Consider the following 24,216-nt stretch of genomic DNA (forward strand, 5'->3'; position numbering starts at 1 on the left):
CCCGCCGAGGCGGTTGGCTCGGGGCATGAGACTGACGAAACTCGAGCACGCCGCCGTCCTGATCGAGGAGGACGGCGCCCGGCTGGTGATCGATCCGGGGTCCTTCACCCGGCCCGTCGAGGGGACGACCGACACCGTCGCCGTGGTGCTCACCCACGAGCACGCCGACCACTGGACCCCGGAGCAGCTGCAGCGCCTGCGCGACGCGGCCCCGTCGCTGCGGATCCTCGGCCCGGCCGGGGTCGCCGCCGCCGCCGAGGGCTTCGACGTCGAGACGGTCGCCGACGGCGACCTGGTGACGGTCGGCCCGTTCGAGCTGCGCTTCTTCGGCGCCCGCCACGCGGTGATCCACCGGAGCATCCCCGTCATCGACAACGTCGGCGTCCTCGTCGACGGCCGCGTCTACTACGCCGGCGACTCCTTCACCGTCCCCGAGGGCGTCGACGTCGAGGTCCTCGCGGCCCCGTCGGGCGCGCCGTGGATGAAGATCGCCGAGGCGATGGACTACCTGCTCGAGATCGCGCCGCGGCACGCCTTCGCGACCCACGAGCAGGTCCTCTCGGAGGCGGGACGCGCGCTCGGCCACGACCGGCTCGGCTGGGCCGTGCGCGAGGGGGGCGGGGAGTACCACGCGCTCGAGCCCGGCGACGTGCTCGAGCTCTGACGCCGGGGACGACGACGGCCGGGTCGGGGGCGAGCCCCGGCCCGGCCGTCGTCGCGATCCGCTAGCGGATCAGTAGTACTCGCCCTGGCGGTAGTCCCAGGAGTTGAACTGCTCGGCGAGGTTCAGCATGATGCGCTCGTAGTCGAGGCCGCGGCGGATCAGCACGGGGCCCGGGGTGATCGAGCGCTCGCCGCCCTGCACGGGGATGAGGGCGCCCGAGGCGTCCACCATCGAGACCATGACGCCCTGCTCGTGGCGGGAGTCCTCGTCCTTGTCCGGCTGGATCGAGGAGACGTAGGAGTCGGCCGAGACGATGACGTCGGCCTCGTTCTCGATCCGCTCGCCGATGTTCGCGACGCGGCCGCGGTTGCCCACGCCCGAGGGGTTGGCCGAGCTGGCGAAGGTGAGGGTGCGGTCGCGCTCCCACATGGTGGCGACCAGCTGCTCGGCCGGGCGGCCGAAGCGGATGACGAAGCAGCTGGTGCCCCGTCCGTCGCGGACCAGCTCGCGGGCGTCCTCGTCGATCAGGTCGACGGCCTCGGCCTTCCACGGGAGGATGCAACCGAGCAGGACGTCCTGGTCCCAGTGCTTCTGGTAGAAGGCGAGGACCTCCTCGTTGAGCTCGGCGAGCTCGGTGAGCTGCTCGATGCTGGAGCAGAGCACGACGCCCGGCTTGTTGCGGTTGCGCTGCTTGGCCGAGAACTTGCGCTCGAGGCCCGCTCCGTCGGTCGTCATCAGGATGTAGCCGACCTTGGTCGCGCAGACGACCAGTCCACCGGGGGCGTAGAGCGCGTCCACCGCTTCCGCAGGAGCCTGCTCACGCCATTCGATCACCGTCGTGCTGGTCATTCTTTCCCTTTCGTGGTGTCCAGAGACGCCATGGGCGGGGCCCCGGCCGAGCGGAAGCCTAGCGGATCGCCTCCCGTCGTCCGCGGCGGTGATGCCGCGAACGGACGCGCACCGGGCTCCGGATCGACTCCGGTGCCCGGTGCGCGCCCGTCCGCGCCGCGCGCGCCGACGGGACGGCTCAGGCGAGGGCCGTGAGCGAGCCTCGCGCGAGCGTGTTGACGGTCAGATGGAAGCCGACCAGCGAGGCCGGAGTCGACTCGTCGACCGGCAGCGTCGGCACTCCGAGCGCGTGCACCGTGAAGAGGTAGCGGTGCGGGCGGTCACCGGGCGGCGGGGCCGCACCGGCGTAGGCGAGCGACCCGAGGTCGTTGAGCGCCGGGCGCCCCACTTCCGTCGAGCCGGCGGCCAGCTCGGTGACCTCCTTCGGGATGTCGACCAGGACCCAGTGGTGGATGCCGCCGAGGGTCGGCGCATCGGGGTCGAACACGGTCACGGCGTACGACTGCGTGCCCTCGGGGCCGGCGCTCCAGCGCAGGGACGGGCTGGTGTCGCCGCTCCCCTGGGCCTCGGCGAGCCGCTCGCCGTCGGTCACGTCGTCGCTGGACACCTCCAGGGGCGCCGTCGCGGGCAGGAAGTCGAGCGGGTGCGGGGGCGTGCTCCTGGTCAGATCGGTCATGTCGTTCTCCTTCTCTCTCAGTCGGTGACTCGGCCGCGGACGCCGTCGAGCCAGTAGTCGGAGTGGCGGTCCGCGGTCGCCGCGTCGCGGAACGAGTACGTCTTCAGCAGCCAGCGGAAGCGGGTCTTGTCGCGGTCCTGGACGTCGACGAGCTGACGGCTGTGCAGGCCGTCCTGGTTCGCGATGATCAGCAGGTCCGCGTCGCGGATCCGGTGGTACTGCTCGCTGACCTTCGAGAGCGCATCGCGGAACTGCCAGAGCGCCCACAGGTGCGGCAGGTCGTCCGGGTCGGCCGGCACCGTCCGGGTGTCGTAGTAGCGGAAGCTGTGCTCGTTCTCGAGCAGAGCGTGCTGGTCCGACACGATCTGGTTCTTGTTCTGGGCGCGCGAGAGCTCGTCGAACGGGGTGATGTAGACCGCCTCGCGCAGGAGCGCCTGGTTCTCGGGTGAGATGAAGCGCAGGATCTCGCGGCCGTCGACGTACTTCGTGTAGACGAGGTCGGTCTCGGGCGTGCGCAGTCCCAGGAGCGAGATGAAGTCGGCGCGCACCGGGTGCGCGGTCCGCTCGTTGTGCCAGTACAGCTCGCCGTCGGTCTTCTGCGTCTGGGTGTTCGAGAAGCGGTTGTCGGCGTAGACGTCCTGGAAGAAGTCGCCGTTGTTGCGGGTGGCGTACGCGAGCAGCGGCGAGCCGAGGTACTGCGACTGCAGCTCGAGCAGGCCCTCGCCGACGAACGTCAGCTTCTTGCGGTACTTGTCCTCGAGCGCGTCGTCCTGGTCGAGCCAGGGGATCTCGTCGTCGACCGGGTTGTTCGAGATCAGGTGCGCGTAGGTGATCTTCTCGTCGCGCTCGCGCCGGATGCGGGCGAGCGCGTCGACGAAGCCCTGCGGGACGTCGCCGCTGTCGATCAGCGCGGCGATCGCGTCGCGGAAGCGGTCGTAGTCCTTATAGGGGTCGATGGCGACCGCCAGCAGCGACTGCTGGAGGGTCGATCTGTCGGAATCGGAGAACGTGTAGATGGGCTGCATTGCTTCACTCCTTGCACGTGGATGAGGGACGCCGCCGCCGGGCTCGTCCCGGACTTCCTCTGTCACTCCGCTTCCGCGGTGACGGCCCTCCTCTCCTGTCGTCGCATCGAGACGGCCCCGATCGTCTGCGCGAGGACCGCGAGGATGACGAGGACGATGAGGGTCGGCGCGGTCCCTCCCGTGAGGGGGACGAGTATCCCGGCGCCGACGAGCAGGACGGCCTGGAGGATCCCCTGGTTGCGCTCCAGTCCGCGCATCACCGCGACCCGGGCGCCGTCCTCGAGCCCGTTCATCGCCGGCGCCAGGGCGATCATCGTCGCGGGCCGCACGAAGCCGCCCGCGATCCCGAGCAGGGCCAGGCCGGCGATCGCGGCGCCGAGCACCCCGAGGGTGGTCAGGGCGAGGCCCAGCACCTGGGTGAGCGCCGTCAGCCGGAAGACCAGGGGCGTGCCGGCGATGAGCGGCGAGAGCCGGGCGGCGGCCAGGCCGGCGAGCGTGTAGAGGCCGAGCACCAGGCCGAACGCGGGCAGCGTCAGACGCAGCTCCTGGAACAGCAGCAGCGGGATCACGAAGGTGTAAGCGGCGAGCAGGACGGCGCGGTTCACGGAGTAGTAGAGGGACCAGAAGCGCACCGCGGCGGGCAGGACGGCCGGCCGCACGGCGCGCGCCGCCACTCCCGAGGCGGCGCTCGCGCCGAGCGGCAGGCGGGCAAGGAGCACCACGGCCAGCGCGGCGCACGACACGAGCGCGCTGAGGAGGAACGGCAGCCGGTCCCAGAGCGCGAGCGAGGCGGCCCCGAGCACTCCCGCGCCGAAGGAGGCGAGGAACATTCCGCTCTGCACCCGCGTCTCCTGGCGGCGAGCATCGGCTCCGGCGCGCAGCGAGGAGGCCAGCGCGGCGTCCCGCCCGGCCGTCAGCGAGAAGCCGCAGCCGGCGAGCAGCTGGCTGATCACGACGGCGACCGGATCCGCGTCCAGCACGATCACGACGAGGCCCAGTGCCTTCACGCCCTCGCCGACGACGAGCGCGCCCGCCGAGGACAGGCGGCGTGTGAGCGGCGAGAGCGGGCCGTCGGCGAGCGCCGCCACCACTCCGTAGAGCGCCAGCAGCAGCGCCACGGCCAGGATCGGGTAGCCCCGCGCCAGCAGGAACACCGCGACCACGGGCAGGTGGAAGTAGGCGCGCGAGACGATCCGGTAGACCGTGATCAGCCCGGCGGCGCTGCGGCCGCGCGGGGCGTCCCCGCGCCCGAGGTCAGACAAGGGAGGGCACGACGACGCGCAGTGCGTCGGCGCCCACGTCGCCCTGACGGACGATCGACGCGCCGCCCACGAGGGAGACGATCGTGCTGCTCATCGTGGAGTCGGGGGCGGTGGTGCTGCGGATCAGGTAGTCGCTGTCGCCGCCGAGGTGCTCCGCGGCGAGGTCGAAGTCGACGAGTCCGGTCGACACCGTGCCGCTGATGTTGGCGGAGGTGGCCGCGAGCGGCAGGCCCGCGAATATCGAGAGCAGGTTGATCGGGGCGCTGAGGTTGTGCACGACCGACACCGTGTCCTGGCCCGAGGTGACCCAGTCCGGGACGACGGGCTTGCGGCGCAGGATGACGTTCAGCGGCCCCGGCCAGAACGCTGCGACGAGCGCGTCCATGTCGGCCGTCTCCGGGGCGAAGGCCCAGGTCGCCCAGTCGCGGGGCGCGGAGACGAAGAGGGTGAGCGGCTTCGCGCCGTCCCGCTTCTTCATGTCGTAGAGGCGGAAGCAGGCGCTGCGCGAGAAGGGGCTGGCGAACACGCCGTAGTTCGTGTCGGTCTGCGCGATGACGGTCGCGCCCTCGCGGAGCTCCTGCCCGACGCGCCGGAGCTCGTCGAGATCGGTCGCGTCGATGATCTGTGCCGTCATGGGTAGTGCTCCTGCTGCGCTCGGGCGCGTCCGGGCGGGGCCGGATCGCGTCGCTGTCGTGTGGCCCGCTGACGGCGGCGCCCCACGGAGGGCGCCTGGCGGGTCGGACGGCGGAGGCCGTCCGGATGCGGGTGACCACGGAGGAGAGATGCGGCTGCGTCCTCCCCCCGAGGACGTCTGCCCGGTGAAAGTAGCACCGTGCGCATCCGGCCCGCGTGTTCGCGATGCTGCATGACGAAAGAAGTCGTCGACGTCGGGGAGCAGGGTCGGGGATCGGTATGTTCCGCTGACGCGCCGCATCTCCGCGGCGTTCTCCCGGCTCCGCGGATCCGCGCGATCGTCCGTCTGGCGGCGCACCACGGCCGGGGCTGGACGGCTCGCGGCGACCCGGTCTCCGTGCCCTCCCGCTCCTCGACAGAAGGACCGCCCATGACCGACTACTGGCCCGTGCTCCTCATCCTGCTCACGATCGTGGCCGTCGTGGTCCTGATCGTCGTGCTGAAGGTCGAGCCGGTGATCGCCCTCCTCGTCTCGGCCCTCGGGCTCGGCCTCGTCTCGGGGCAGGGCGGCGAGGGGACGGTGACCGCGATGACGTCCGGATTCGGCGCGGTCCTCGGCGACATCGGCCTGCTGATCGCGCTCGGCCTGCTGCTCGGATCGCTCCTGGAGGCGCTGGGCGTGGCCCCGCTGCTCGCCCGCTGGCTCGTGAAGCGCTTCGGTCGGCGCGCGCTCCCGGTCGCCTACGCGCTGACCCTGGGCGTCGCCTTCCCCTCGATCTACTCCGACGTGCTGGTCGTGATGAGCGCACCGCTGACTCGTCTGGCCTCGCGGGGGCTCGGTGCCGGTGGCTACGGGCTGCTGGCCGGCTCCTCCATCGTCGGGATGATCGTGGGCGTGGTCTTCGTCGTCCCCGGAGCCGCCGCGCTGGCCACGGCAGGCATCGCGGGCGCTCCCCTGCCGTCGATGGTCGCCATCGGCGCCCCGCTGGGCATCGTCACCATCGTGCTGACCGTGCTGGTGTACAGCGCCCTGGTGAAGCGCGGCGGCTGGCGGGACGAGCGCGACCTCGAGGGCGGGGCGGTCCCGGGGCCCGCTCTCGAGCCCGAGGCGGGCGCGGCCACGGGAGGCACGGCGCTCGCGACGCGGCGGGTGCCGCTCGCGCTGGCCGTCGCTCCGATCGCCCTCACCATCGTGCTGATCGCCGCGAACTCGCTCACCCAGCTGGCCGAGCTCGACGTCCCCCTCCTGCGGTTCCTCGGCGACGCGCACATCGCGCTGCTGGCCGGCTTGGTGCTGGCCTACGCGACGGCACTGCGGACGCTCCCGAAGGGCGCCGTGGCCACGGCACTGGGCGGAGCACTGACCCGCAGCGGCCCGATCGTCGTCCTGACCGGGGTCAGCGGCAGCCTCGCCGCCGTGGTCGGAGGAACCGGGGTCGGCGACGCGCTCGCCGGCGCCTTCGACGGGCGGGCCCTCTCGCCGATCCTGCTCACCTGGGTCGTCGCGGCCGTGCTGCACGCGGCGATCGGCTCGGTCTCGACGGCCGCGATCACCGCGGTCGGCATCGTCGCCCCGCTGATCCCCGTGCTCGACGTGAACCCGGCGCTGATCGCCCTGGCCGCCGGCTCCGGCGCGCTCTTCCTCGGGATGGTCAACGCCAACGCGTTCTGGCTCTTCAAGTCCGTGCTCGGCCTCACCGTGCGGGGCACGTTCACCGCCTACTCGCTGACGCTCTCGATCGCCTCGGTGATCTCGCTGCTGGCGCTGCTGGTGGCGGGAACGTTCGTCTGAGCGTCGGCCGGCCCCCACGAGGCCACGCTCGCGAGGTCGGCGCCGAACTCGACCCGGAGGCGCACGGGCGCGCCCCCGCGCAGCACGCCCGGCAGCCAGAGGCGGGCGTCATCCCACATCCGCTCGAACGGCACCTCCTCGACCGGGACGAAGGCGGCGGCGAGCTCGCTCGACTCGGTGACCTCGCCGGTGACGCGGCGGCAGAGGAAGACGTGCGAGCGCTGGCTCCAGGCCGGCCGGTGCGGGAAGGAGTAGTCGAGCACGCCGCGCGGCTCCAGATCGGCCGCTCGGGCGACGAGCCCGGCCTCCTCCTGCAGTTCGCGGACGGCGGCGGCGACGGGCGACTCGCCGGGCTCGAGCTTGCCGCCGGGAGCGACCACGCGCCCCTCGCCGAGGCCGCGGCGCTTCCGGCCGAGCAGCACCTCCGCGCCCCGCGGGCCCTCGCGGAGGACGTAGACGACGCACACCTCGGGCAGTCCCACCGCGCACCTACGCTCGCCGGGGCCGGGAGCCCGGCACCGCCGTCGTAGGCTAGCCCGGTGACGACGACCGCGCTCGAGCGCTTCCAAGCCCTGCTGCGCGTCGAGACGGTGTCCCACTCGGACGAGACGGCCACCGATTGGAGCCGCTTCGAGGCGTTCCGCACGCTCGTCGCCGAGCTCTACCCGGCACTGCACGCGGCCCTGGACTTCGAGACAGTCGCCGGCCACTCCCTCCTCTGGCGCTGGCGCGGTGAGGAGCCGGGCGAGTCGGCCGTGCTGATGGCCCACTACGACGTGGTCAGCGTGACGGCGGCGGAGTGGTCGCACGACCCGTTCGCGGCCGAGACGATCGTCGCCGCGGACGGCCGCACCTCCGTCGTGGCGCGCGGCGCCCTCGACGACAAGGGCTCCCTCGTCGCCCTCCTCGAGGCGGTCGAGGCGGCCGTCCTGCGGGGCGAGCGGCCACGGTACGACGTGTACCTCCTCTCCACCCACAACGAGGAGACGGCGGGCGACGGCGCCCCCTCGGTCGTCGCCCTGCTGGGCGCGCGCGGGGTGCGGCCCCGCCTGGTGCTCGACGAGGGCGGGAACGTGCGGCGCGGCATCCTGCCCGGCGTCACCACCCCGATCGCCGTGATCGGCGTCACCGAGCGCGGGATCATGAACCTCGAGCTGACCTGCCGCGACGTCGGCGGCCACGCCTCCGCTCCGCCGCCCCCGCCCGGGCTGCTCGCCACCCAGCGGCTCGCGAGGGCGATCCACCGCCTGACCGAGAACCCGTTCCCCTCGACCCTCCCGGAGCCGATCGCCCAGCTGGTGCGCGCGGCGGCCGACCACGCGGACGCGGCCCACGCCGTCTGGTACGCCCGCCCGCACGAGCACCCGGACGCCGTCATCGGCGCGCTCGCCGCCCACTCCAACCGCTCGGCCGCGATGCTGCGGACGACCGTCGCGATCACCGAGCTGCGCGGCAGCACCGGAGCGAACGTCCTCGCCTCCAGCGCCAGCGCCACCGCGAACGTGCGGATCAACCCGGGCGGCACCGTGGCGGGCGTGGTCGAGCGCATCCGCGCCGTCATCGACGACCCGGAGGTCGAGGTCGAGGTGAAGGTCGCCCACGAGCCCTCCCCCGTCTCCCCCACCGGCGAGCCCGGCGACGGCGGGCCGTACGACCTGCTCCGCGCGGTCGTGCAGGAGTCGTTCCCGGACGCGGTCGTCGCCCCCTACGTGCAGACCGGCGGCAGCGACGCCCGGCACTTCCACGCCATCAGCGACCACGTCTACCGCTTCATCCCGTTCGAGATCAGCCCGCGGCAGCAGCTCGGGATCCACGGGGTCGACGAGTCGGTCGAGGCCGACCAGTTCGAGCGCGCCATCGAGTTCTACGCGCGGCTGCTCGCCCGGCTCTGATCGCGGCGGTCCTCCGGGGTCCGGGAGGACCGCGCAGCGACCGGCAACCTGGGAGAACCGTTCGATGACGCGCCGACCGGTGTTGGCCCGGAGTTCACCCCGCGATGATGGACTGATCGCAGCGGGGTCGCCTCCGCTGGAGCAGTGCGCAAGTGCCGACGCCGGGTCGCGTGATCCGGCTCCCGCCGATCGTGGAACCCGAGGATCATGTCCCTCCGCCAGGCCGAGTACCCCCGGCCCAACCACTTCATCCTTCACCTGAGCGACACCCACTTCATCGCCGGAGACGGCGGCCTGTACGGCTCCGACGTCGACAGCGAGGCCCAGCTACGGCTCCTGTTCGACGAGCTGGAGGCGTCCGGCGGACGTCCGGAGGCCATCGTCATCACGGGTGATCTCGCCGACAAGGGCGAGCCGGAGGCGTACGCGAAGCTGCGCGCCGTCGTCGAGCCCGCGGCCGCACGCCTCGGCGCCGAGGTGATCTGGGTGATGGGCAACCACGACGACCGCGGCGCGTTCCGCTCGGGGCTGCTCGACCAGCTCCCGACCACGCAGCCGATCGACCGCGTGCACGACGTCAACGGGCTCCGGATCATCGCGCTGGACTCCACCGTGCCCGGCGCCCACTACGGGGAGATCTCGGACGCGCAGCTCGACTGGCTGGCGGAGGAGCTCTCCAGCCCGGCCCCGCACGGCACGATCCTCGCGCTGCACCACCCGCCGGTGCCGAGCGTGCTCGACCTGTCGGTCCTCGTGGAGCTGCGCGACCAGCCCGCCCTCGCGGAGGTGCTCGAGGGCTCCGACGTCCGCAGCATCATCGCGGGCCACCTGCACTACTCGTCGACGGCGATGTTCGCCGGCATCCCGGTCTCGGTCGCGTCGGCCACCTGCTACACCCAGGACCTCAACGTGCCGGTGGGAGCGACCCGCGCCCGCAACGGCGCCCAGGCGTTCAACCTGATCCACGTCTACGACGGCACGGTGCTGCACTCGGTGGTGCCGATCGGCGCCTCGACCGAGGTGTCCTACGTCTCGGCGAACGAGACGCAGCGGATCCTCGCGGACCACGGCGTCGAGATCGCCGCGGCGACGGCGGCTCCGGTCGCGCGCGACGAGGCGCTGTACCCGCCGCTCGTGGAGCCGGTGGGCGTCAGCGCGTAGCGACGCGACGGGGCGTCGGGGTCGCCCCGACGCCTCCGGGCGCCGCGTCGACCGCGTCCTCGGACACGGCCGGCGGTATCAGCGCCCGCCGGCGCGGTCCCGCGCGAACAGCCATCCGGCGAACGCCAGCGCCGCGGCCAGCGCGACGCCCACGCCGACGCCCGCTCCCACTCCGATGCCCGGGAACACGAGCGAGCTCGCCAGGCCGAGAAGCAGCCCGGCCACCGCTCCCCCGACGGCCCAGCCCACGGTCAGTCCTCGCGCTCCCACGGAGCCGGGATCGGGTAGTACTCCTCGAGGAACCCGATGACGGCCTTGGTGCGCGCCTCCGCCGAGATCTCGGGGAAGCTGCCGTCGTTGAGGCAGAAGAAGTCGACTCCGCGGTTCTTGAGGAGCTTGCGCATGTCCTTCAGCCCCTGGTGCATCGTCGTGTCGACGTACTTCACCGAGGCGTTCTCCTGCACGACCGCGCGGCCGGTCATCAGCGCGTAGTAGTGGTAGAGCGAGTTGGTGACGGAGACGTCGCTCGCGGAGCGGAAGCGGCTCGCGGCGGTCGCGGTGAACTCCGGCTCGAACTCGGCCTCGAGCTCGGCCATCACGGTCTTGCGGAGCGGCGTGGCGGCGTGCTCGAGGTGACGGGTCGTCATCGCGCCGAAGCGCTCGCGGAGCAGGCGCCGGTTGACGCGGGCCGCGTTCTCGAAGCCGCTGCGGGAGGCGTTGGAGTCGCCCATGCCGATGCGCGTCGTCGCCTCGATGAACTTCGTGATGCCCCCGGGCGAGAAGAAGATCGACGGATCGACCGGGCGCCCGAAGAACATGTCGTCGTTGGAGTAGAGGAAGTGCTCCGCCAGCCCCGGGATGCGGTGCAGCTGGCTCTCGACCGCGTGGGAGTTGTGCGTCGGCAGTACCGAGAGGTCGCGGAAGTGGTCCTCGCTGCGCACGAGGGTGACGTCCGGGTGCTCGTCCAGCCAGCGCGGGCGCGGGGAGTCGGTGACGATGTAGATGTGCCGGATCCACGGCGCGTACATGTAGACGCTGCGCAGGGCGTACTTGAGCTCGTCGATCTGACGGAAGCGCGCCGGAGCGTCGTCGCCCTCGCCCACCACGTAGCTCGCCATGCGGGCCGCACGGGCACGCTGGAACTCCAGGTCGGTGCCGTCGACCCACGAGAAGACGATGTCGACCTCGAAGCGGATGTCGCTGACGAGCGGCTCGAACATGCCCTCGAACGTCGGCCAGGTGCGGCCGTACGCCTCGACGTGGGCGTCGATGGCTTCGGCGACGGGGAGGCTGTTGCGCATGAGCGCGTTCTCGGCGGGAGTGATGATCTCCTCCTCGCCCACCTTCCACAGCTCGAGGCGGACGCCGCTGCGGGCGCCGTAGCGCAGCGATCCCGTGGAGGAGACGCGCGGGCGGAAGAGCTTGAAGACGGAGGCGCGCGGATACGGCGCGAGCACGCCCTCGGCCAGGAGCTGCGGCGGGGTGCCCCGCTTGTCGACCGTCTTGGCGTAGAAGGGCTCGGTCGCGAAGGCGCGCGCCAGCAGCGTCGCCAGCTCGGCGCCGAGCACGCGGTCCACCGCGAGGAAGGGCGAGCCGTCGGTGCCGCGGATGAGGCGGTAGGGGAATTCGGCGGCGTCGAGGACCTCGCCGATGGCGATCAGATCCTCGGTCCAGGCCGCACGGGGCGTCGTACTCGAGTTCACCAGCGAGAACAGGCCGGCATGGACCACGACGTCGTCGCGGTCGAAGTGGCGCGGGCGCAGGAGCGGTGACGGAAGAGCACGGACGGAAGGCATGATTCACATTATCCGCCGTGGATTTCGTCCGTGTGACCGGGCCGTCGGCTTGACAGCGACCGCGGGGCCGCACGGTCAGCGCGAGAGCGACCCCAGACGGTCCCCCGCCTTCTCCGCGGCCTTCGCGGCCCGCCTGGCGCGGTGCCGCTCCTCGGCGGCGACGACCCCCAGCGCGAAGGCTCCCTCCCCGCTGCGATCGGCCTCCTCCAGGATCAGCGCACGGGCGGCGAGCGCGTCGCGCTCCTCCCCCAGGGCGTCGGCGAGGTCCTCTCCCGCCTCGGCGAGCGAGCGGCGCCGGGCGCCGACGGCCTCGGGGACGACCGCCCGCCACGCCTCCACGGTGTAGCGGAGCCGCTTCGCCGCCTTCCGCAGGTCGTGACGAGCCTCGAGCGAGCCGCCGGCCGCCGCGGAGCCCGCCGCGGAGATGCGCGCGAGGTCCTTCGCGACGGAGCGGCGCACCAGCGCCGTCGCGCTCGAGCCCGCCCGCGCGGTGCGGGGCGGATCCGCGAGCAGGGCGTCGAGCGAGGCGAGGAGCGCGAGGTAGCGGCCGCCGCGCAGAGTGCGGTCGACGCGGCGGAGCGCCGAGGCGTGCCGGTGCTCGATCTCCTCCAGCAGGGCGGAGGGGGTGCTCGGGGCGCCCTCGACGGCCGCCAGGGAGGTGCGGAACCGCTCGGCGAGCACCTCCTGATCGCGAGCCGCGCCGAGGACCCCTCCCAGCCAGCGCAGCTCGTCCCGCACGGGGTCGGTCGCCGCACGGTCGAGCACGGAGCGGGAGGCGGCGAGGACGGACCGGAGCCGGCGCGCGAGCACGCGCATCCGGTGCAGGGCGTCGTCGGCCTCGAGGCGCACCCGCGGGTCGACGGCGCGCAGCTCGCGCAGGAGCGAGCGGACCGCGGCGAGCGCCGCCTCCCCGCCGTTCCGCGGATCCGGGACCGTCTCCTCGATCGGGCCGCCGGTGGCCCGGGCGAGCTTCGAGGCGCTGGCGGCCGGGCGGGCGCCCGCGACGAGGAGGCGCTGCTCGATCGCGTCGAGGACCCGCTCGCCCTCGTCCCCAGGGACGTCGACGAGCTCGACCTCCCACTCCCTCCAGCGCCGCTCGCGGCCGGTGCGCTGGTCGCGCGCGGTCACCAGGTCGTCGGCGATCTCGGCGAGCTCCCGCCCGTGGGAGTCGAGGGCGCGGGTGATCGAGCGGACCGTCTCGAGCAGCGCCAGCGGCTCGAGCGGCGCGCGCCCCACCTGCCCGAGCACCGGCTCGCGGACGGCGGACGGGACCGTGCGCGAGGCCGTGAGCTCCGCGTGGATCTCGGTGCGGCCGGAGGAGCCGGGCAGCTTGACGTGCCAGCCCTGGTCGGATCCGCCCTCGCGGCGGCGCAGCGTGATCCGCGCCCGGGACAGAGCGCGCTCGGCGGTGTCGAAGTACTCGGCGCGGAGGGTCACCGGCTCCTCGGTGCGGACGCTCGCGACGCTCCCGGTGCCGGTCAGGTCGGGCAGCCGGGTGCCCGCGTCGACGTCGTACTTGCGCTCGACCTCGGTCTGCACTCTCCGCGCACCGCCCGCCCGGGACGTCGCCGACTCGTTCTCCGCACCGCTGGCCATGCTCCATTGTGATCACGCCCGGCGCCGCTGCGGCACCCCGGGCGGCCAGGGGCGCCCTCGCCCTAGGCTGGAGCGATGACCGCGCCCGTTCCGCCCGTCGCCCGCCGCGTCCCCCTCGAGCGCCGCCACCACGGCGACGTGGTGGTCGACCACTACGAGTGGCTGCGCGAGAAGGAGAGCCCCGAGGTGATCGCGCACCTCGAGGCCGAGAACGCGTACACCGAGGCGGTGCTGGCTCCTCTCGCTCCGCTGCGCGAGCGCCTGTTCGAGGAGATCCGCTCGCGGACGAAGGAGACCGACCTCTCGGTCCCCGTCCGGGAGGGCTCCTGGTGGTACTTCTCGCGCTCCTACGAGGGCCGCCAGTACGCCGTGCACTGCCGGGCGCCGATCAGCGGGCCGGACGACTGGACGCCGCCGTCGATCGCCGAGGGCGGTCCGCTCGAGGGCGAGCAGGTCGTCCTGGACGGCAACGCGGAGGCGGAGGGGCACGACTTCTTCTCGCTCGGCAGCTTCGACGTCTCGGCCGACGGCCGACGGCTGCTCTTCGGCACCGACGTCGAGGGCGACGAGCGCTACACCCTCCGCATCCGCGACCTCGAGACCGGCGAGGATCTGCCGGACGTCATCGAGGGCACCGGCGGCGGAGCGACCTTCGGCGCCGACGCGCGCTTCGTCTTCTACCCGACCGTCGACGAGTCCTGGCGCCCGGACACGATCTGGCGGCACGAGGTCGGTGCCGGGACAACCGACGAGGTCGTCTTCGCCGAGCCCGACGAGCGCTACTGGATCGGCGTGGGCCTCACCCGCAGCCGCCGCTTCCTCGTCATCGAGATCGGCAGCAAGATCACGAGCGAGTGCCTGCTGTTGGACGCGTCCGACCCGACCGGCTCGTTCCGCTCGGTGTGGCCGCGCCGCGAGGGCGTGGAGTACGAGGTCGAGCACGCCGTCGTCGACGGGCGCGACCGCCTGCTGATCGTGCACAACGACGGCGCCCTCGACTTCGAGATCGTCGAGGAGCCGGCCGACCTGTCGCGCGACGCCGACGCCCGGGCCCGCGAGCGCCGCGTGGTGGTGCCGCACCGCGAGGGCCGCCGGATCGAGGGCGTCGACGCCTTCGCCGGGCACGTCGTCGTCTCCTACCGGGCCGACGGAGCCACCCGGCTCGGGCTGCTCCGCGAGGACGGCACCGGAGCGCGGCTCGAGGAGATCGTCTTCGACGAGCCGCTCTACGACGCGGGCCTGGCGGGGAACCCGGAGTGGGAGCAGCCCTCCCTCCGCCTCGCCTACACCTCGTTCGTCACCCCCTCGACCGTGCTCGCGCTCGACGTCGCGACGGGCGAGCGCACGGTGCTCAAGCAGCAGCCGGTGCTCGGCGACTACGACCCCGCGCTCTACGTGCAGCGGAGGGAGTGGGCCGTGGCGGAGGACGGCACGCGGGTGCCGCTCTCGCTCGTCTGGCGCCGCGACGCCGCCGATCCGGACTCGGCCCCCGCGCCGCTCCTCCTCTACGGCTACGGCTCGTACGAGGCGAGCATCGACCCGGGCTTCTCGATCGCGCGCCTCTCGCTGCTCGACCGCGGCGTCGTCTTCACCGTCGCGCACGTCCGCGGCGGCGGGGAGATGGGCCGCTCCTGGTACGAGAACGGGAAGACGCTGGCGAAGCGGACGACCTTCACCGACTTCGTCTCCGCGGCGCGGCACCTGGTCGACGCGGGCTTCACCACTCCGGACCGCCTGGTCGCGCAGGGAGGGTCGGCCGGCGGCCTGCTGATGGGCGCGGTCGCGAACCTCGCCCCGGAGGCGTTCGCCGGCGTCCTCGCGCAGGTCCCGTTCGTCGACGCGCTCACCTCGATCCTCGACCCGTCGCTCCCGCTCACGGTGATCGAGTGGGACGAGTGGGGCGACCCGCTGCACGACGCCGAGGTCTACGCCTACATGAAGTCGTACTCGCCCTACGAGAACGTCCGCGAGGACGTGCAGTACCCCCGGATCCTCGCGACGACGAGCCTCAACGACACCCGGGTGCTCTACGTGGAGCCGGCGAAGTGGGTGGCCAGGCTCCGCGAGGTCGGCGCTCCCGCGCTGCTGCGCACCGAGATGACTGCGGGACACGGCGGGGTGAGCGGACGCTACGAGCGCTGGCGCGAGATCGCGTTCGAGTACGCCTGGACGCTGGACGTGCTCGAGCTGGCCTGAGCGCCCCGCCGCAAGCCCCTCCGCCCGTCGTCCGCGGCCAGTAGGGTTCGGGGTGCCGACGGAGGGAAGAGCATGAGCGCAGGCCTGTCGATCGACCGCATCGCCGCATGGGTGGCGGACCAGAGGTGGTACGCGAGCAAGGGGCGGCGCCCCGAGCTGGAGGTCCGCGGCGCCTGGTCGCTGCACCCCGGCGAGGCGGAGGTGGTGGACCACCTCTTCATCGACCGGGCAGGCACGAGCCCGGTGCTGTACCAGGTGCCGGTGACCGTCCACGCGGCTCCGGTGCCCGGGCTCGAGGACGCCCTCGTCTACTCCGACGACGTGCACTTCGTGTACGACGCTCCACGGGACCCGGTGTTCGCCCGCGCCCTGCTCGGCATGATCGCCGACGGCGGCCGCTCCGACGAGGACGGCGCCCAGGGCGGCGCCCGCGCCGAGGGCCACCGGCAGCCGGGTGCCGCGATCGGGGCGTTCGCGTCCTCGAAGGTGCTCAGCGGCGAGCAGTCGAACACCTCGGTGATCGTCCGCACCACCGCCGACGACGGATCCGACGCGACCCCGGTGATCGTCAAGGTCTTCCGCGCCCTCCACCACGGCGACAACCCGGACGTGACGGTGCAGTCGGCGCTCAACGCCGCCGGGAGCGCCCTCGTCCCGCCCGTGCTCGGCAACGTGACCGGCGAGTGGGACGACGAGGGCGAGGAGACGGGCCGCGCCTTCGGGCACCTCGCCTTCGCGCAGGAGTTCCTCCCCGGGGTCCAGGACGCGTGGCGCGTCGCCCTCGAGGCGGTCGCCGCCGACTCCGACTTCACCGGACCCGCCCGCGAGCTGGGCCGCGCCACCGCCGAGGTGCACGCGACGCTGGCGGAAGTCATGCCGACCGAGGACACCACGTCCGAGGTCGTCGAGCGGATGGTCGCGGCCATGCGCCGTCGCCTGCGCATCGCCTCGGCAGAGGTCCCCGTGATCGCCGAGGACTCGGAGGCGATCGAGGCCGTGTTCCGCGCCGCCGAGACCGCGCCGTGGCCGAGGCTCCAGCGCATCCACGGCGACTACCACCTCGGGCAGGTCCTGTCCGTGCCCGATCGCGGCTGGGTGCTCCTCGACTTCGAGGGCGAGCCGCTGCGGCCCATGCACGAGCGCCGTCTTCCCGACGTGGCCCTTCGCGACGTGGCGGGGATGCTGCGCTCCTTCGACTACGCGGCGGGTGCGCACGAGCAGGCCGAGCCGGGCGCCTCGAGGGCGGCGTGGGCGGCGGCGAGCCGTGCCGCGTTCCTCGAGGGCTACGCCGAGCAGGCGGGCGACGCGGTCACCGCGCACCGGGCGGTGCTCGACGCGTTCGAGCTCGACAAGGCCGTCTACGAGGCGATCTACGAGGCGCGCAACCGGCCGGAGTGGCTGTCGATCCCGGTCGCCGCGGTGCAGCGCCTCGCCGGACGCTCGTAGGGTGGCAGGCATGAGCGACGACACCGACGACAAGAAGCCCCTGGACCCGCTGAGCGACTTCAGCATCCCGGGCGACACCGATCTGCACACGACCGGCGACGCCTCGGGCGCGGACGGCGACGAGGTCGCGGAGCCCGGAGCGGACGAGGACTGAGCCGCCTGCTCCGCGGGGCCTGCCTCGGCCGTCGGCTCCGCTGAGCCGGCGGCCGTCCTAGCCCAGCGGGGCGAGCGGCTCGACCGCCGGCCCCTCCAGCACCGTCCCGTCGGCTGCGAAGCGAGAGCCGTGCAGCGGGCAGTCCCAGCTGCGCTCCGAGTCGTTCCAGGTGACGATCCCGCCCAGGTGCGGGCACACCGCCGACACCGCGCAGCGCCGCCCCTCCACGGTGGAGACCGCGACGGGCTGCAGGCCGTCGCGGGCGAGCGAGCCCTGGCCCTCCGCCGGCACCACCTCGGCCGAGCGGGGCGCGCGGAGCGCTGCCGACCACCCGCGGGCGTACCAGGCGCCCACCGCCAGCCCGGCGCCGAGCCCCTCCGCCATCACCCGCGGCAGCGTGGGCCGGCGGTGCAGCGTCCTCGCCCAGGCCGGCGTCCCGCCCTCGAGGTCGGCGACGAGCGTCAGCGCGGCCTGCACCGCGTTGGTCATCCCCCACTTGTCGTAGCCGGTCGCCAGGAAGATCCGTCCGCGGCCCCGCGGCAGCCAGCCCACGAACGGCACGCGGTGGAACGGCTCGTAGTCCTGGGCGCTCCACTGCGCGACCGGCTCCGCCCCCGGGAAGGACCGCCGCGTCCAGGCGACCAGGTCGTCCACCGCCTCCGAGGTGACGGGCCTGCGCCCCACCGGGTGGCCGTTGCCGCCGATCAGGAGGAGCCGCTCGCCGTCGCGCTCGGCGTGGCGCACGGAGCGGGACGGCTCGTCGACCGAGAGGTACATGCCGTCGGGGATCGGCGCGTCGGTGCGGAACGCGACCGCGTACGAGCGCAGCGCGGCGATCTTGGCGAAGTAGAGGCCGCGGTCGAGGATCGGCGCCCCCGTGAGCAGGTAGGCCCGGTCCCCGGTCACCGGGCCCGCGCTGGTGCGGACCCGGACGGGAGCGGTCGCTCGCATCCCGAGGGCCCGGACGCCCTGCACCAGGGTGCCCCCGGCGGCGCGGAAGTCGGCGGCGAGCGCCGTGAGGACGTCCATCGGGTCGAACTGGGCCTGGTCGTCGAGGGCGACGGCCGCCGTGCTGGGGAACGGCACGTCGAGCTCGCCGACGAGGCGGGTCGCGAGGCCGAAGCGGCGCGCGGTCGTGTGCTCCTTCAGGACGGCGTCCACGCCCTCGGGCGTCTGCGCGTAGCTGTAGGCGGTGCGCCTCTGCACCGGCACGCCCGCGCCCTCGCAGTAGTCGAGCAGCCAGCGGAAGCCCGCGAGGTTCGCCGCGACGTAGGCCTCGGTCACCGCGGGGATGTTGCGCTCCGCGATCCGGGAGAGGTGCGCTCCCTGCAGGAGGCTGAGCTTCGCCGTCGTGTTCCCGGTCGTGACGGCGCCGACCTCCCGCGCCTCCAGCACCAGCACGCGCCGGCCGGTCCGCTGCAGGAGGAGCGCGGTGACCAGCCCGGTGAGCCCGGCGCCGACCACGACGTCGTCGTAGTGCGCGCCCGGCACGAACTCGTCGGAGGGGATCGGAGCCGCGCCCGCCCGCCAGAGGGAGCGGGGCCGCGGGGCCGTCGTGGTCGTGTCCTCCGGAGTCATCGGGAGTCCCTCCGTTCAGGGGCCGGACGGCCCGCGAGCGACGCTACGCGGAGCCTCCGGGACCGTCACGGTGTTGACACGTCGCGGGACGCGGGCTCAGAGCCAGCCCCACCGCTTGAAGAGCCGGTGCAGCACCACGCTCGAGGCGAGCATCGCCGCGAGCGCCGCTGGGTACCCCCACGCCACGTGCAGCTCGGGCATCACGTCGAAGTTCATGCCGTAGATGCTCGAGATCATGGTCGGCGCGAAGAAGATGGCCGCCCAGGCGGAGATCCGCTTGACCTCGTCGTTCTGCTGGTTGCCCACCTCCGCGAGCTTCTTCATGTCCTCGTTCTGGCGCTGGGCGACGAGGGTCGCGTTCACCGCCAGGATCTCCCGCAGCGTGGTGCGGAAGCCGTCGACCCGCTCGGTGACGAGCGCGACGTGGTCGGCGACGTCGCGGATGTAGCGGCGCAGCTCCACATCCGACTGGAACACCTCGAAGTCGGTGACGAGCCGCCCGAGCATGCCGGTCAGCGGAGCGACCGCACGCTGGAAGTCCAGCACCTCCTGGCTGAGCTCGTAGATGCGTCGGGACACCGCCGGGTCGCCCTCGAAGACCTGCGCCTCGATCTCGTCGATGTCGTTCTCGAGACCGGCGACGACGGGCGAGTACTGATCCACGACGGCGTCGAGGATCGCGTACAGCACGGCGACCGGGCCGACGCGCAGCAGCTCCGGATCGGCCTCCATCCGCCGCCGCACCAGCGAGAGGTCGGGCTTCTCGGAGTGGCGGACCGTGACGACGAAGTTCGACCCCACGAACAGGTGGAGCTCGCCGAAGTCGACCTCCTCGCGCTGGTCGGAGTAGCTGGCGGCGCGCAGCACCACGAACATGTCGCTGCCGTACCGCTCGAGCTTGGGCCTCTGGTGCGCGCTGATCGCGTCCTCGAGGGCGAGCGGGTGCATCGAGAACTCGTCCTCGAGCGCGGCGAGCTCGGCCGCGTTCGGCCGGTACAGCCCGATCCACGCCATCGCGTCGGGCAGCTTCTGCAGGGCGGCGAGCGCCTCCGGGATGCTGCCGGGTGAGACGACCCGGCGGCCGTCCTGGTAGATCGCGTTGTCGACCGTGCTGGTGCGGGCCGGCTCGTCGTCCGGGCGCAGACGCTGGATGGGAGCGGTGTCCTCGGCGGCGGCGCGGGTGCGCGAGCCCAGACCCAGGATCGTCGCGGGGACGCGGGGCAGCTTCACGACCATCTCCTCTGCTCGACCGACGCCCTATTGTGCACCTCCCGGTGAACGGGAGGTGTCCGCTGCGCCGCCGGTGTCGGAGGGCCTCACTAGCCTGGAGGCGCTCCCCCGGACGACGCAGAGGAAGGACGACCGTGAAGCTGCTGCACACCTCGGACTGGCACATCGGCCGCACCTTCCACGGGCACTCCACGACGGCGGCGCTCGCGACCGTGCTCGAGGCCCTGGTCGAGACGGTGCGGGCCGAGCGCGTGGACGCGGTGCTGATCGCCGGCGACGTCTTCGACTCCGCCGTGCCCGCCGCGGAGCACTACACCCTCCTCACCCGCACGCTCGAGGCGATCCGCGCGGCCGGCGCCGAGGTCGTCCTCACCAGCGGCAACCACGACTCCCCCGCCCGGCTCGGCTTCCAGGCCGGGCTCCTGCGCGGGGCGGGCGTCCACGTCCTCACCGACCCCGAGGCGTACGCCGAGCCGGTCGTGCTGCGGGACGCGTCCGGGCTCGAGGTCGGCGTCCACGGCATCCCCTTCCTCGAGCCCGCCCTCTACCGCCACCGGCACCCGGAGCAGCAGCTGCGCCGCCACGAGGACGTGCTCGCCTTCGCGATGGCGCGGGTGCGCGCCGCCGCCGAGGCGGCGGGCCGTCCCTGGGTCGTGCTCGCGCACTGCTTCGCGGTCGGAGCCCCGGCCGCGGTCCTCGAGCGCGACATCACGGCGGGCGGGCTCGACTACGTCTCGGTCGAGCACTTCGCCGCGGCCGACTACGCGGCGCTCGGGCACATCCACGGACGCGCCGAGCTGCTGCCGGGAGTGCGCTACTCCGGAGCGCCGCTGCACTACTCGTTCGGCGAGGCGTCGAAGCCGCGCGGCGCCTGGCTGGTGACGATCGGGCCCGAGGGGCTCGAGGGCGTCGAGTGGTCGCCGCTCCCCGTGCCGAGGAGGCTCAGCGTGATCGAGGGCGAGCTCGAGCAGCTGCTGCGCGATCCCTCCCTGGCCGAGGTGGAGGGCGACTGGGTCTCGGCGGTGCTCACCGATCCCGTGCGCCCGCTCGACGCGATGGCGCGCCTGCAGTCGCGCTTCCCCGGCTGCGCGACGCTCGAGCACCGGCCCCCGCACGCCGCGGCCGAGCCGCGCGCGTACGCCGAGCGGATCCGCGGGCGGAGCGACGTCGAGGTCGTCGACGACTTCCTCGCCCACGTCCGCGGCGGTCACGGCGCCACGGAGACCGAGCGCGCCCTCACCCTCGACGCGCTCGCGGCCGTCGAGGCCGAGGCTCTGCGGTGAGGATCCGCCGACTCGCCTTCGCCGGACTCGGACCGTTCCGCGCCGAGCAGTGCGTCGACTTCGACCGGCTCGAGGACGTGGGCGTGTACCTCATCGCCGGGCGCACCGGAGCGGGCAAGTCGACGATCCTCGACGCGATCGCGTTCGCGCTCTACGGCTCGGTCCCCCGCTTCGACGGCACCGCCTCGCGCCTCCGGAGCGACCACAGCGGCCCCGAGGACGAGACCTTCGCCGAGCTCGACTTCGAGGCGGCGGGGCGCGTCTACCGCGTCCGGCGCTCGCCCGAGTACGAGCGGCCGAAACGGCGCGGCACCGGCACCACGACCCAGCCGGCGAAGGTCGAGCTGCTGGAGCAGGTCGACGGCGCCTGGGTCGGGCTCTCGTCGAGCGCGAAGGAGGTGGGCGCCGACATCGGCCGGATCGTCGGCCTGACGAAGGACCAGTTCCTCCAGGTGATCCTGCTGGCGCAGAACCGCTTCCACGAGTTCCTGCTCGCGAAGAACGACGACCGGCAGCGGCTCCTGCGCACGCTCTTCGCGACCGAGCGCTTCGATCTGCTCCGCCGCCGCCTGCTCGAGCAGCGCGACGCGAGCGCCGTCGGGCTCGAGGAGGAGCGCGCGGCCGTGACGGCGCTCGCGGACGAGGCCGTCCGGCTCCTCGATGACGGAGCCGAGCCGCCTCTGCCGGACGCCGCCTGGTTCGCCGGGCTGCCGGCGCGGCTCGCCGCTCCGCTCGAGGCGGCCCGGGCCGGCTCCGCCGCGGCCGACGCGGCGCACGAGGCCGCGGGCGCCGCTCTCGACGAGGCCCGGCGCACCGCCCGGGGCCAGGAGCGGCGCCGGCGCGCCCTCATCGAGGCGGAGGAGCTCGTGGTCGCCGAGGCGCACGTCGAGCAGCAGCGGGCCGCGATCGAGCGCGCGCGCCGGGCCGACGGCGTGCTGCCGCTGCTCCGCTCCGCCCGGGCAGCCGCCGAGAAGGAGCGGGCCGCCCGGCAGCAGCGCGACCTCGCCGCCGACGCCTACGGGGACGCGTCCGGGGGCCCGGCCGCCGAGACGGCCGAACGGCTCGCCGCTGTCCTCGGCGCCCTCGCCGAGGCGCTGGCAGAGGAGCGCCGGCTCCCCGACGCGGAGCGCGTCGCCGAGCGGTCCGCGCGCGCCGAGCAGGCGGCGGCGACCGCGCTCGCCGGGATCGAGGCGGAGCTGCGCGAGCTGCCCGCTCGCGTCGACGCGCTCGCCGGCGAGGAGGAGTCCCTGGCCGGGGAGGCCGCCGCCGTCCCCGCGCGCGTCGACGAGCTCGCCGCGCTCGAGCGGAGGATCGCCGCGGCCCTCGAGCGCGATCTCACTGCGGCGGGCCTGCAGCGGCTCCGCACGGCCTACGCCGACGCGGCGCGCGTCCACGGCGAGCGCGCCGCGGAGCAGGCCGCCCTGATCGCGCGCCGGTTCGCCGGGTTCGCCGGGGAGCTCGCCGAGCGGCTGGAGCCGGGCGAGCCCTGCCCCGTCTGCGGCTCGTGCGAGCACCCCCGCCCGGCCGAGCACGACGGCCCGACGACGGTCGGCACCGACGACCTCGACCGGGCCCGCGTCGCGGTGGAGCGCGCCGCCGCCGCCCTCGACGGCGCCCGCGAGCGCGAGGGAGCCGCGGCTCGGGCTCTCGCGGCGCTCGAGGAGCGCGTGGGCGAGGACGCGGATCCGGAGTCGCTCCGCCCGGCGCACGAGGAGCGGCTCGCCTCGGCGCGCCGCGCCGCCGCCCGCATGGAGGAGCTGCGGCGCGAGCGCATCCGGCTGCGCACCCGGATCGACGCTCTCACGACCGGGCGGGACGCCGCTCGCGAGGAGCACCGCGCCCGCGCCGACGAGTCCGCCCTCGCCGCTGAAGCGCTGCGGCTGCTGCGGGAGCGCGTCGAGGCCTTCCGCGACGGCGCGACGAGCGTCGCCTCGCGCGTCGAGCAGCTGAACGCCCAGCGCCGTCGTGCCGTCGCCCTGGTCGAGGCCGAGGAGGCGGCCGTCTCGCGGTCCGAGGCCGCCGCCGCCGCCCGGGAGGAGCTCGCCGAGGTCCTCGCCGAGCGCGGCTTCACGACCGCCGAGGAGGCCGAGTCGGCCGCGCTGGCCAGCGGGGACCGGGCGCGGGCCGAGGCCGTCGTCGCCGAGCACGAGCGACGGCGGAGCGCGACGGAGGCGGTGCTCGCCGACCCGGAGCTCCGCGGACTGCCGGGCACGGCCGTCGACCTCGCCGACGCCGAGGGGCGCTCGCGCGAGGCCTCCGCCCGTCGCGACGAGGCGCGAGCCGGCCTCTCCGTGCTCGAGCACCGCTCGGAGCGCCTGGCCGAGCTCGCCGCGACGGCCGCGGGCCGCCTCGCGGTGCTGGGTGAGCGCCTCCGCCGCCACGAGGAGCTGCGCGCGCTGGCCGAGACCGTCTCCGGCCGGGGGCAGAACACGCGCCGGATGGACCTCGAGGCCTTCGCCCTCGCCGGACGTCTGGAGGAGATCGTGACCGCGGCGAACCTCCGCCTCGACGCGATGACCGGCGGCCGCTACGCGCTCGCCCACGACGACTCGCTCGCCTACCGCGGCGCCGCCTCCGGCCTCGGGATCGACGTGCTCGACGCCTTCACCGGCGTCCGCCGGCAGCCCGCCTCGCTCTCCGGCGGCGAGACGTTCCTCGCCTCGCTCGCCCTCGCCCTCGGCCTCGCCGACGTGGTGACGGCGCAGTCCGGCGGCATCTCGCTCGAGACCATGTTCATCGACGAGGGCTTCGGCTCGCTCGATGCCGAGACGCTCGAGACGGCGCTCAGCACGCTCGACGAGCTGCGGTCGGGCGGTCGGACGATCGGCCTGATCAGCCATGTCGACGCGATGCGCGAGCGGCTTCCGATCGGCCTCCGCGTCGCGGTGGGGCCGCGCGGCGACTCGACGATCCTCACCGGCTGAGCGGCCGCTCACGGGCGAAGGGGCGACGACGGCCCGCTCCCTCCTCTCGCACTGCAGCA

At 73.8% G+C, this 24,216-nt stretch carries 20 protein-coding genes; 9 read left to right on the forward strand and 11 right to left on the reverse strand.

Features of this window, described 5'->3' with window-relative positions; genetic code table 11:
- Positions 1–25: 25 nt before the first annotated feature.
- Positions 26–664 (forward strand): MBL fold metallo-hydrolase, encoded by a 639-nt coding sequence (locus C5C74_RS03435; protein WP_104350984.1) that lies wholly within the window; start codon positions 26–28, stop codon positions 662–664.
- Between the two features lie 69 nt (positions 665–733).
- On the opposite strand, the gene C5C74_RS03440 is transcribed toward C5C74_RS03435, so the two are convergent.
- The 5 genes from C5C74_RS03440 to C5C74_RS03460 form a co-directional block, all read right to left on the reverse strand.
- On the reverse strand, positions 734–1,513 hold the full coding sequence (locus tag C5C74_RS03440; protein WP_104223084.1) for an L-threonylcarbamoyladenylate synthase: 780 nt from the start codon (positions 1,511–1,513) through the stop codon (positions 734–736).
- Positions 1,514–1,691: 178 nt separating this feature from the next.
- A complete protein-coding gene (locus C5C74_RS03445; RefSeq protein WP_104223083.1) occupies positions 1,692–2,189 on the reverse strand; it encodes a YbhB/YbcL family Raf kinase inhibitor-like protein in 498 nt (165 codons plus the stop codon).
- 17 nt (positions 2,190–2,206) lie between these two features.
- Complete coding sequence (locus C5C74_RS03450; RefSeq protein ID WP_104223082.1) at positions 2,207–3,214, reverse strand: TauD/TfdA family dioxygenase; 1,008 nt, start codon at positions 3,212–3,214, stop codon at positions 2,207–2,209.
- 62 nt (positions 3,215–3,276) lie between these two features.
- Complete coding sequence (locus tag C5C74_RS03455) at positions 3,277–4,476, reverse strand: hypothetical protein (RefSeq protein ID WP_104350985.1); 1,200 nt, start codon at positions 4,474–4,476, stop codon at positions 3,277–3,279.
- Positions 4,469–5,110 (reverse strand): L-threonylcarbamoyladenylate synthase, encoded by a 642-nt coding sequence (locus C5C74_RS03460; RefSeq protein WP_104225616.1) that lies wholly within the window; start codon positions 5,108–5,110, stop codon positions 4,469–4,471. Before C5C74_RS03460 ends, C5C74_RS03455 begins: the two co-directional genes overlap by 8 nt.
- Before the next feature lie 429 nt (positions 5,111–5,539).
- Between C5C74_RS03460 and C5C74_RS03465 the strand changes: the two genes are divergently transcribed.
- Positions 5,540–6,901 (forward strand): GntP family permease, encoded by a 1,362-nt coding sequence (locus tag C5C74_RS03465; protein WP_181028702.1) that lies wholly within the window; start codon positions 5,540–5,542, stop codon positions 6,899–6,901.
- On the opposite strand, the gene C5C74_RS03470 is transcribed toward C5C74_RS03465, so the two are convergent.
- Positions 6,829–7,383, reverse strand: a complete 555-nt coding sequence (locus tag C5C74_RS03470) for an 8-oxo-dGTP diphosphatase (protein ID WP_181065444.1) — start codon at positions 7,381–7,383, stop codon at positions 6,829–6,831. The genes C5C74_RS03465 and C5C74_RS03470 overlap by 73 nt on opposite strands.
- Positions 7,384–7,440: 57 nt before the next feature.
- Here C5C74_RS03470 and C5C74_RS03475 point away from each other — a divergent pair, with 57 nt between their 5' ends.
- Together C5C74_RS03475 and C5C74_RS03480 are read left to right on the forward strand one after the other, a co-directional pair.
- Positions 7,441–8,793 (forward strand): M20/M25/M40 family metallo-hydrolase, encoded by a 1,353-nt coding sequence (locus C5C74_RS03475; RefSeq protein ID WP_104350986.1) that lies wholly within the window; start codon positions 7,441–7,443, stop codon positions 8,791–8,793.
- Positions 8,794–9,000: 207 nt separating this feature from the next.
- Positions 9,001–9,954: a phosphodiesterase gene (locus C5C74_RS03480; protein WP_104350987.1), complete on the forward strand. Its 954-nt coding sequence runs from the start codon at positions 9,001–9,003 to the stop codon at positions 9,952–9,954.
- Positions 9,955–10,032: 78 nt separating this feature from the next.
- Here the strand turns inward: C5C74_RS03480 and C5C74_RS17275 are convergent, their stop codons facing one another.
- The 3 genes from C5C74_RS17275 to C5C74_RS03490 form a co-directional block, all read right to left on the reverse strand.
- Entirely contained in the window at positions 10,033–10,203 is a 171-nt protein-coding gene (locus tag C5C74_RS17275; RefSeq protein ID WP_159939285.1) for a hypothetical protein, read from the reverse strand.
- A 2-nt stretch (positions 10,204–10,205) separates the two neighbouring features.
- Positions 10,206–11,750, reverse strand: a complete 1,545-nt coding sequence (locus C5C74_RS03485) for a stealth family protein (RefSeq protein WP_104233778.1) — start codon at positions 11,748–11,750, stop codon at positions 10,206–10,208.
- A gap of 75 nt (positions 11,751–11,825) precedes the next feature.
- Complete coding sequence (locus tag C5C74_RS03490; RefSeq protein WP_104350988.1) at positions 11,826–13,346, reverse strand: CYTH and CHAD domain-containing protein; 1,521 nt, start codon at positions 13,344–13,346, stop codon at positions 11,826–11,828.
- A gap of 75 nt (positions 13,347–13,421) precedes the next feature.
- Here C5C74_RS03490 and C5C74_RS03495 point away from each other — a divergent pair, with 75 nt between their 5' ends.
- From C5C74_RS03495 to C5C74_RS17280, 3 genes are all read left to right on the forward strand, one after another.
- Positions 13,422–15,542 carry a S9 family peptidase gene (locus C5C74_RS03495; protein WP_104350989.1) on the forward strand — a complete coding sequence of 707 codons (2,121 nt, stop codon included), beginning with the start codon at positions 13,422–13,424 and terminating at the stop codon, positions 15,540–15,542.
- 72 nt (positions 15,543–15,614) lie between these two features.
- Positions 15,615–16,988: a phosphotransferase gene (locus tag C5C74_RS03500; RefSeq protein ID WP_104350990.1), complete on the forward strand. Its 1,374-nt coding sequence runs from the start codon at positions 15,615–15,617 to the stop codon at positions 16,986–16,988.
- 10 nt (positions 16,989–16,998) lie between these two features.
- Positions 16,999–17,142: a hypothetical protein gene (locus C5C74_RS17280; RefSeq protein WP_159914626.1), complete on the forward strand. Its 144-nt coding sequence runs from the start codon at positions 16,999–17,001 to the stop codon at positions 17,140–17,142.
- 57 nt (positions 17,143–17,199) lie between these two features.
- Here C5C74_RS17280 and C5C74_RS03505 read toward each other — a convergent pair whose 3' ends face one another.
- Together C5C74_RS03505 and C5C74_RS03510 are read right to left on the reverse strand one after the other, a co-directional pair.
- Positions 17,200–18,720 (reverse strand): FAD-dependent oxidoreductase, encoded by a 1,521-nt coding sequence (locus C5C74_RS03505; protein WP_104350991.1) that lies wholly within the window; start codon positions 18,718–18,720, stop codon positions 17,200–17,202.
- A gap of 96 nt (positions 18,721–18,816) precedes the next feature.
- Positions 18,817–19,956, reverse strand: a complete 1,140-nt coding sequence (locus C5C74_RS03510; RefSeq protein ID WP_104223070.1) for a magnesium and cobalt transport protein CorA — start codon at positions 19,954–19,956, stop codon at positions 18,817–18,819.
- Between the two features lie 128 nt (positions 19,957–20,084).
- Here C5C74_RS03510 and C5C74_RS03515 point away from each other — a divergent pair, with 128 nt between their 5' ends.
- Complete coding sequence (locus C5C74_RS03515; RefSeq protein WP_104246559.1) at positions 20,085–21,233, forward strand: exonuclease SbcCD subunit D; 1,149 nt, start codon at positions 20,085–20,087, stop codon at positions 21,231–21,233.
- The gene (locus C5C74_RS03520; protein WP_104350992.1) at positions 21,230–24,157 is read left to right on the forward strand and encodes an AAA family ATPase; all 2,928 of its coding nucleotides are present in this window, start codon (positions 21,230–21,232) and stop codon (positions 24,155–24,157) included. The genes C5C74_RS03515 and C5C74_RS03520 overlap by 4 nt, the downstream gene beginning before the upstream one ends.
- Positions 24,158–24,216: the final 59 nt, after the last annotated feature.

It is taken from the genome of Rathayibacter sp. AY1E8, from assembly GCF_002931415.1.
Classification (GTDB): domain Bacteria; phylum Actinomycetota; class Actinomycetes; order Actinomycetales; family Microbacteriaceae; genus Rathayibacter.

What these genes read in the sequence shown, in the direction of transcription:
- C5C74_RS03485 (WP_104233778.1), bottom strand. Translation starts at nt 11,750, where the DNA reads ATGCCTTCCGTCCGTGCTCTTCCGTCACCGCTCCTGCGCCCGCGCCAC.
- C5C74_RS03510 (WP_104223070.1), bottom strand. Translation starts at nt 19,956, where the DNA reads ATGGTCGTGAAGCTGCCCCGCGTCCCCGCGACGATCCTGGGTCTGGGC.
- C5C74_RS03495 (WP_104350989.1), top strand. Translation starts at nt 13,422, where the DNA reads ATGACCGCGCCCGTTCCGCCCGTCGCCCGCCGCGTCCCCCTCGAGCGC.
- C5C74_RS03440 (WP_104223084.1), bottom strand. Translation starts at nt 1,513, where the DNA reads ATGACCAGCACGACGGTGATCGAATGGCGTGAGCAGGCTCCTGCGGAA.
- C5C74_RS03445 (WP_104223083.1), bottom strand. Translation starts at nt 2,189, where the DNA reads ATGACCGATCTGACCAGGAGCACGCCCCCGCACCCGCTCGACTTCCTG.
- C5C74_RS17280 (WP_159914626.1), top strand. Translation starts at nt 16,999, where the DNA reads ATGAGCGACGACACCGACGACAAGAAGCCCCTGGACCCGCTGAGCGAC.
- C5C74_RS03450 (WP_104223082.1), bottom strand. Translation starts at nt 3,214, where the DNA reads ATGCAGCCCATCTACACGTTCTCCGATTCCGACAGATCGACCCTCCAG.
- C5C74_RS03460 (WP_104225616.1), bottom strand. Translation starts at nt 5,110, where the DNA reads ATGACGGCACAGATCATCGACGCGACCGATCTCGACGAGCTCCGGCGC.
- C5C74_RS03490 (WP_104350988.1), bottom strand. Translation starts at nt 13,346, where the DNA reads ATGGCCAGCGGTGCGGAGAACGAGTCGGCGACGTCCCGGGCGGGCGGT.
- C5C74_RS03465 (WP_181028702.1), top strand. Translation starts at nt 5,540, where the DNA reads ATGACCGACTACTGGCCCGTGCTCCTCATCCTGCTCACGATCGTGGCC.
- C5C74_RS03435 (WP_104350984.1), top strand. Translation starts at nt 26, where the DNA reads ATGAGACTGACGAAACTCGAGCACGCCGCCGTCCTGATCGAGGAGGAC.
- C5C74_RS03500 (WP_104350990.1), top strand. Translation starts at nt 15,615, where the DNA reads ATGAGCGCAGGCCTGTCGATCGACCGCATCGCCGCATGGGTGGCGGAC.
- C5C74_RS03505 (WP_104350991.1), bottom strand. Translation starts at nt 18,720, where the DNA reads ATGACTCCGGAGGACACGACCACGACGGCCCCGCGGCCCCGCTCCCTC.
- C5C74_RS03480 (WP_104350987.1), top strand. Translation starts at nt 9,001, where the DNA reads ATGTCCCTCCGCCAGGCCGAGTACCCCCGGCCCAACCACTTCATCCTT.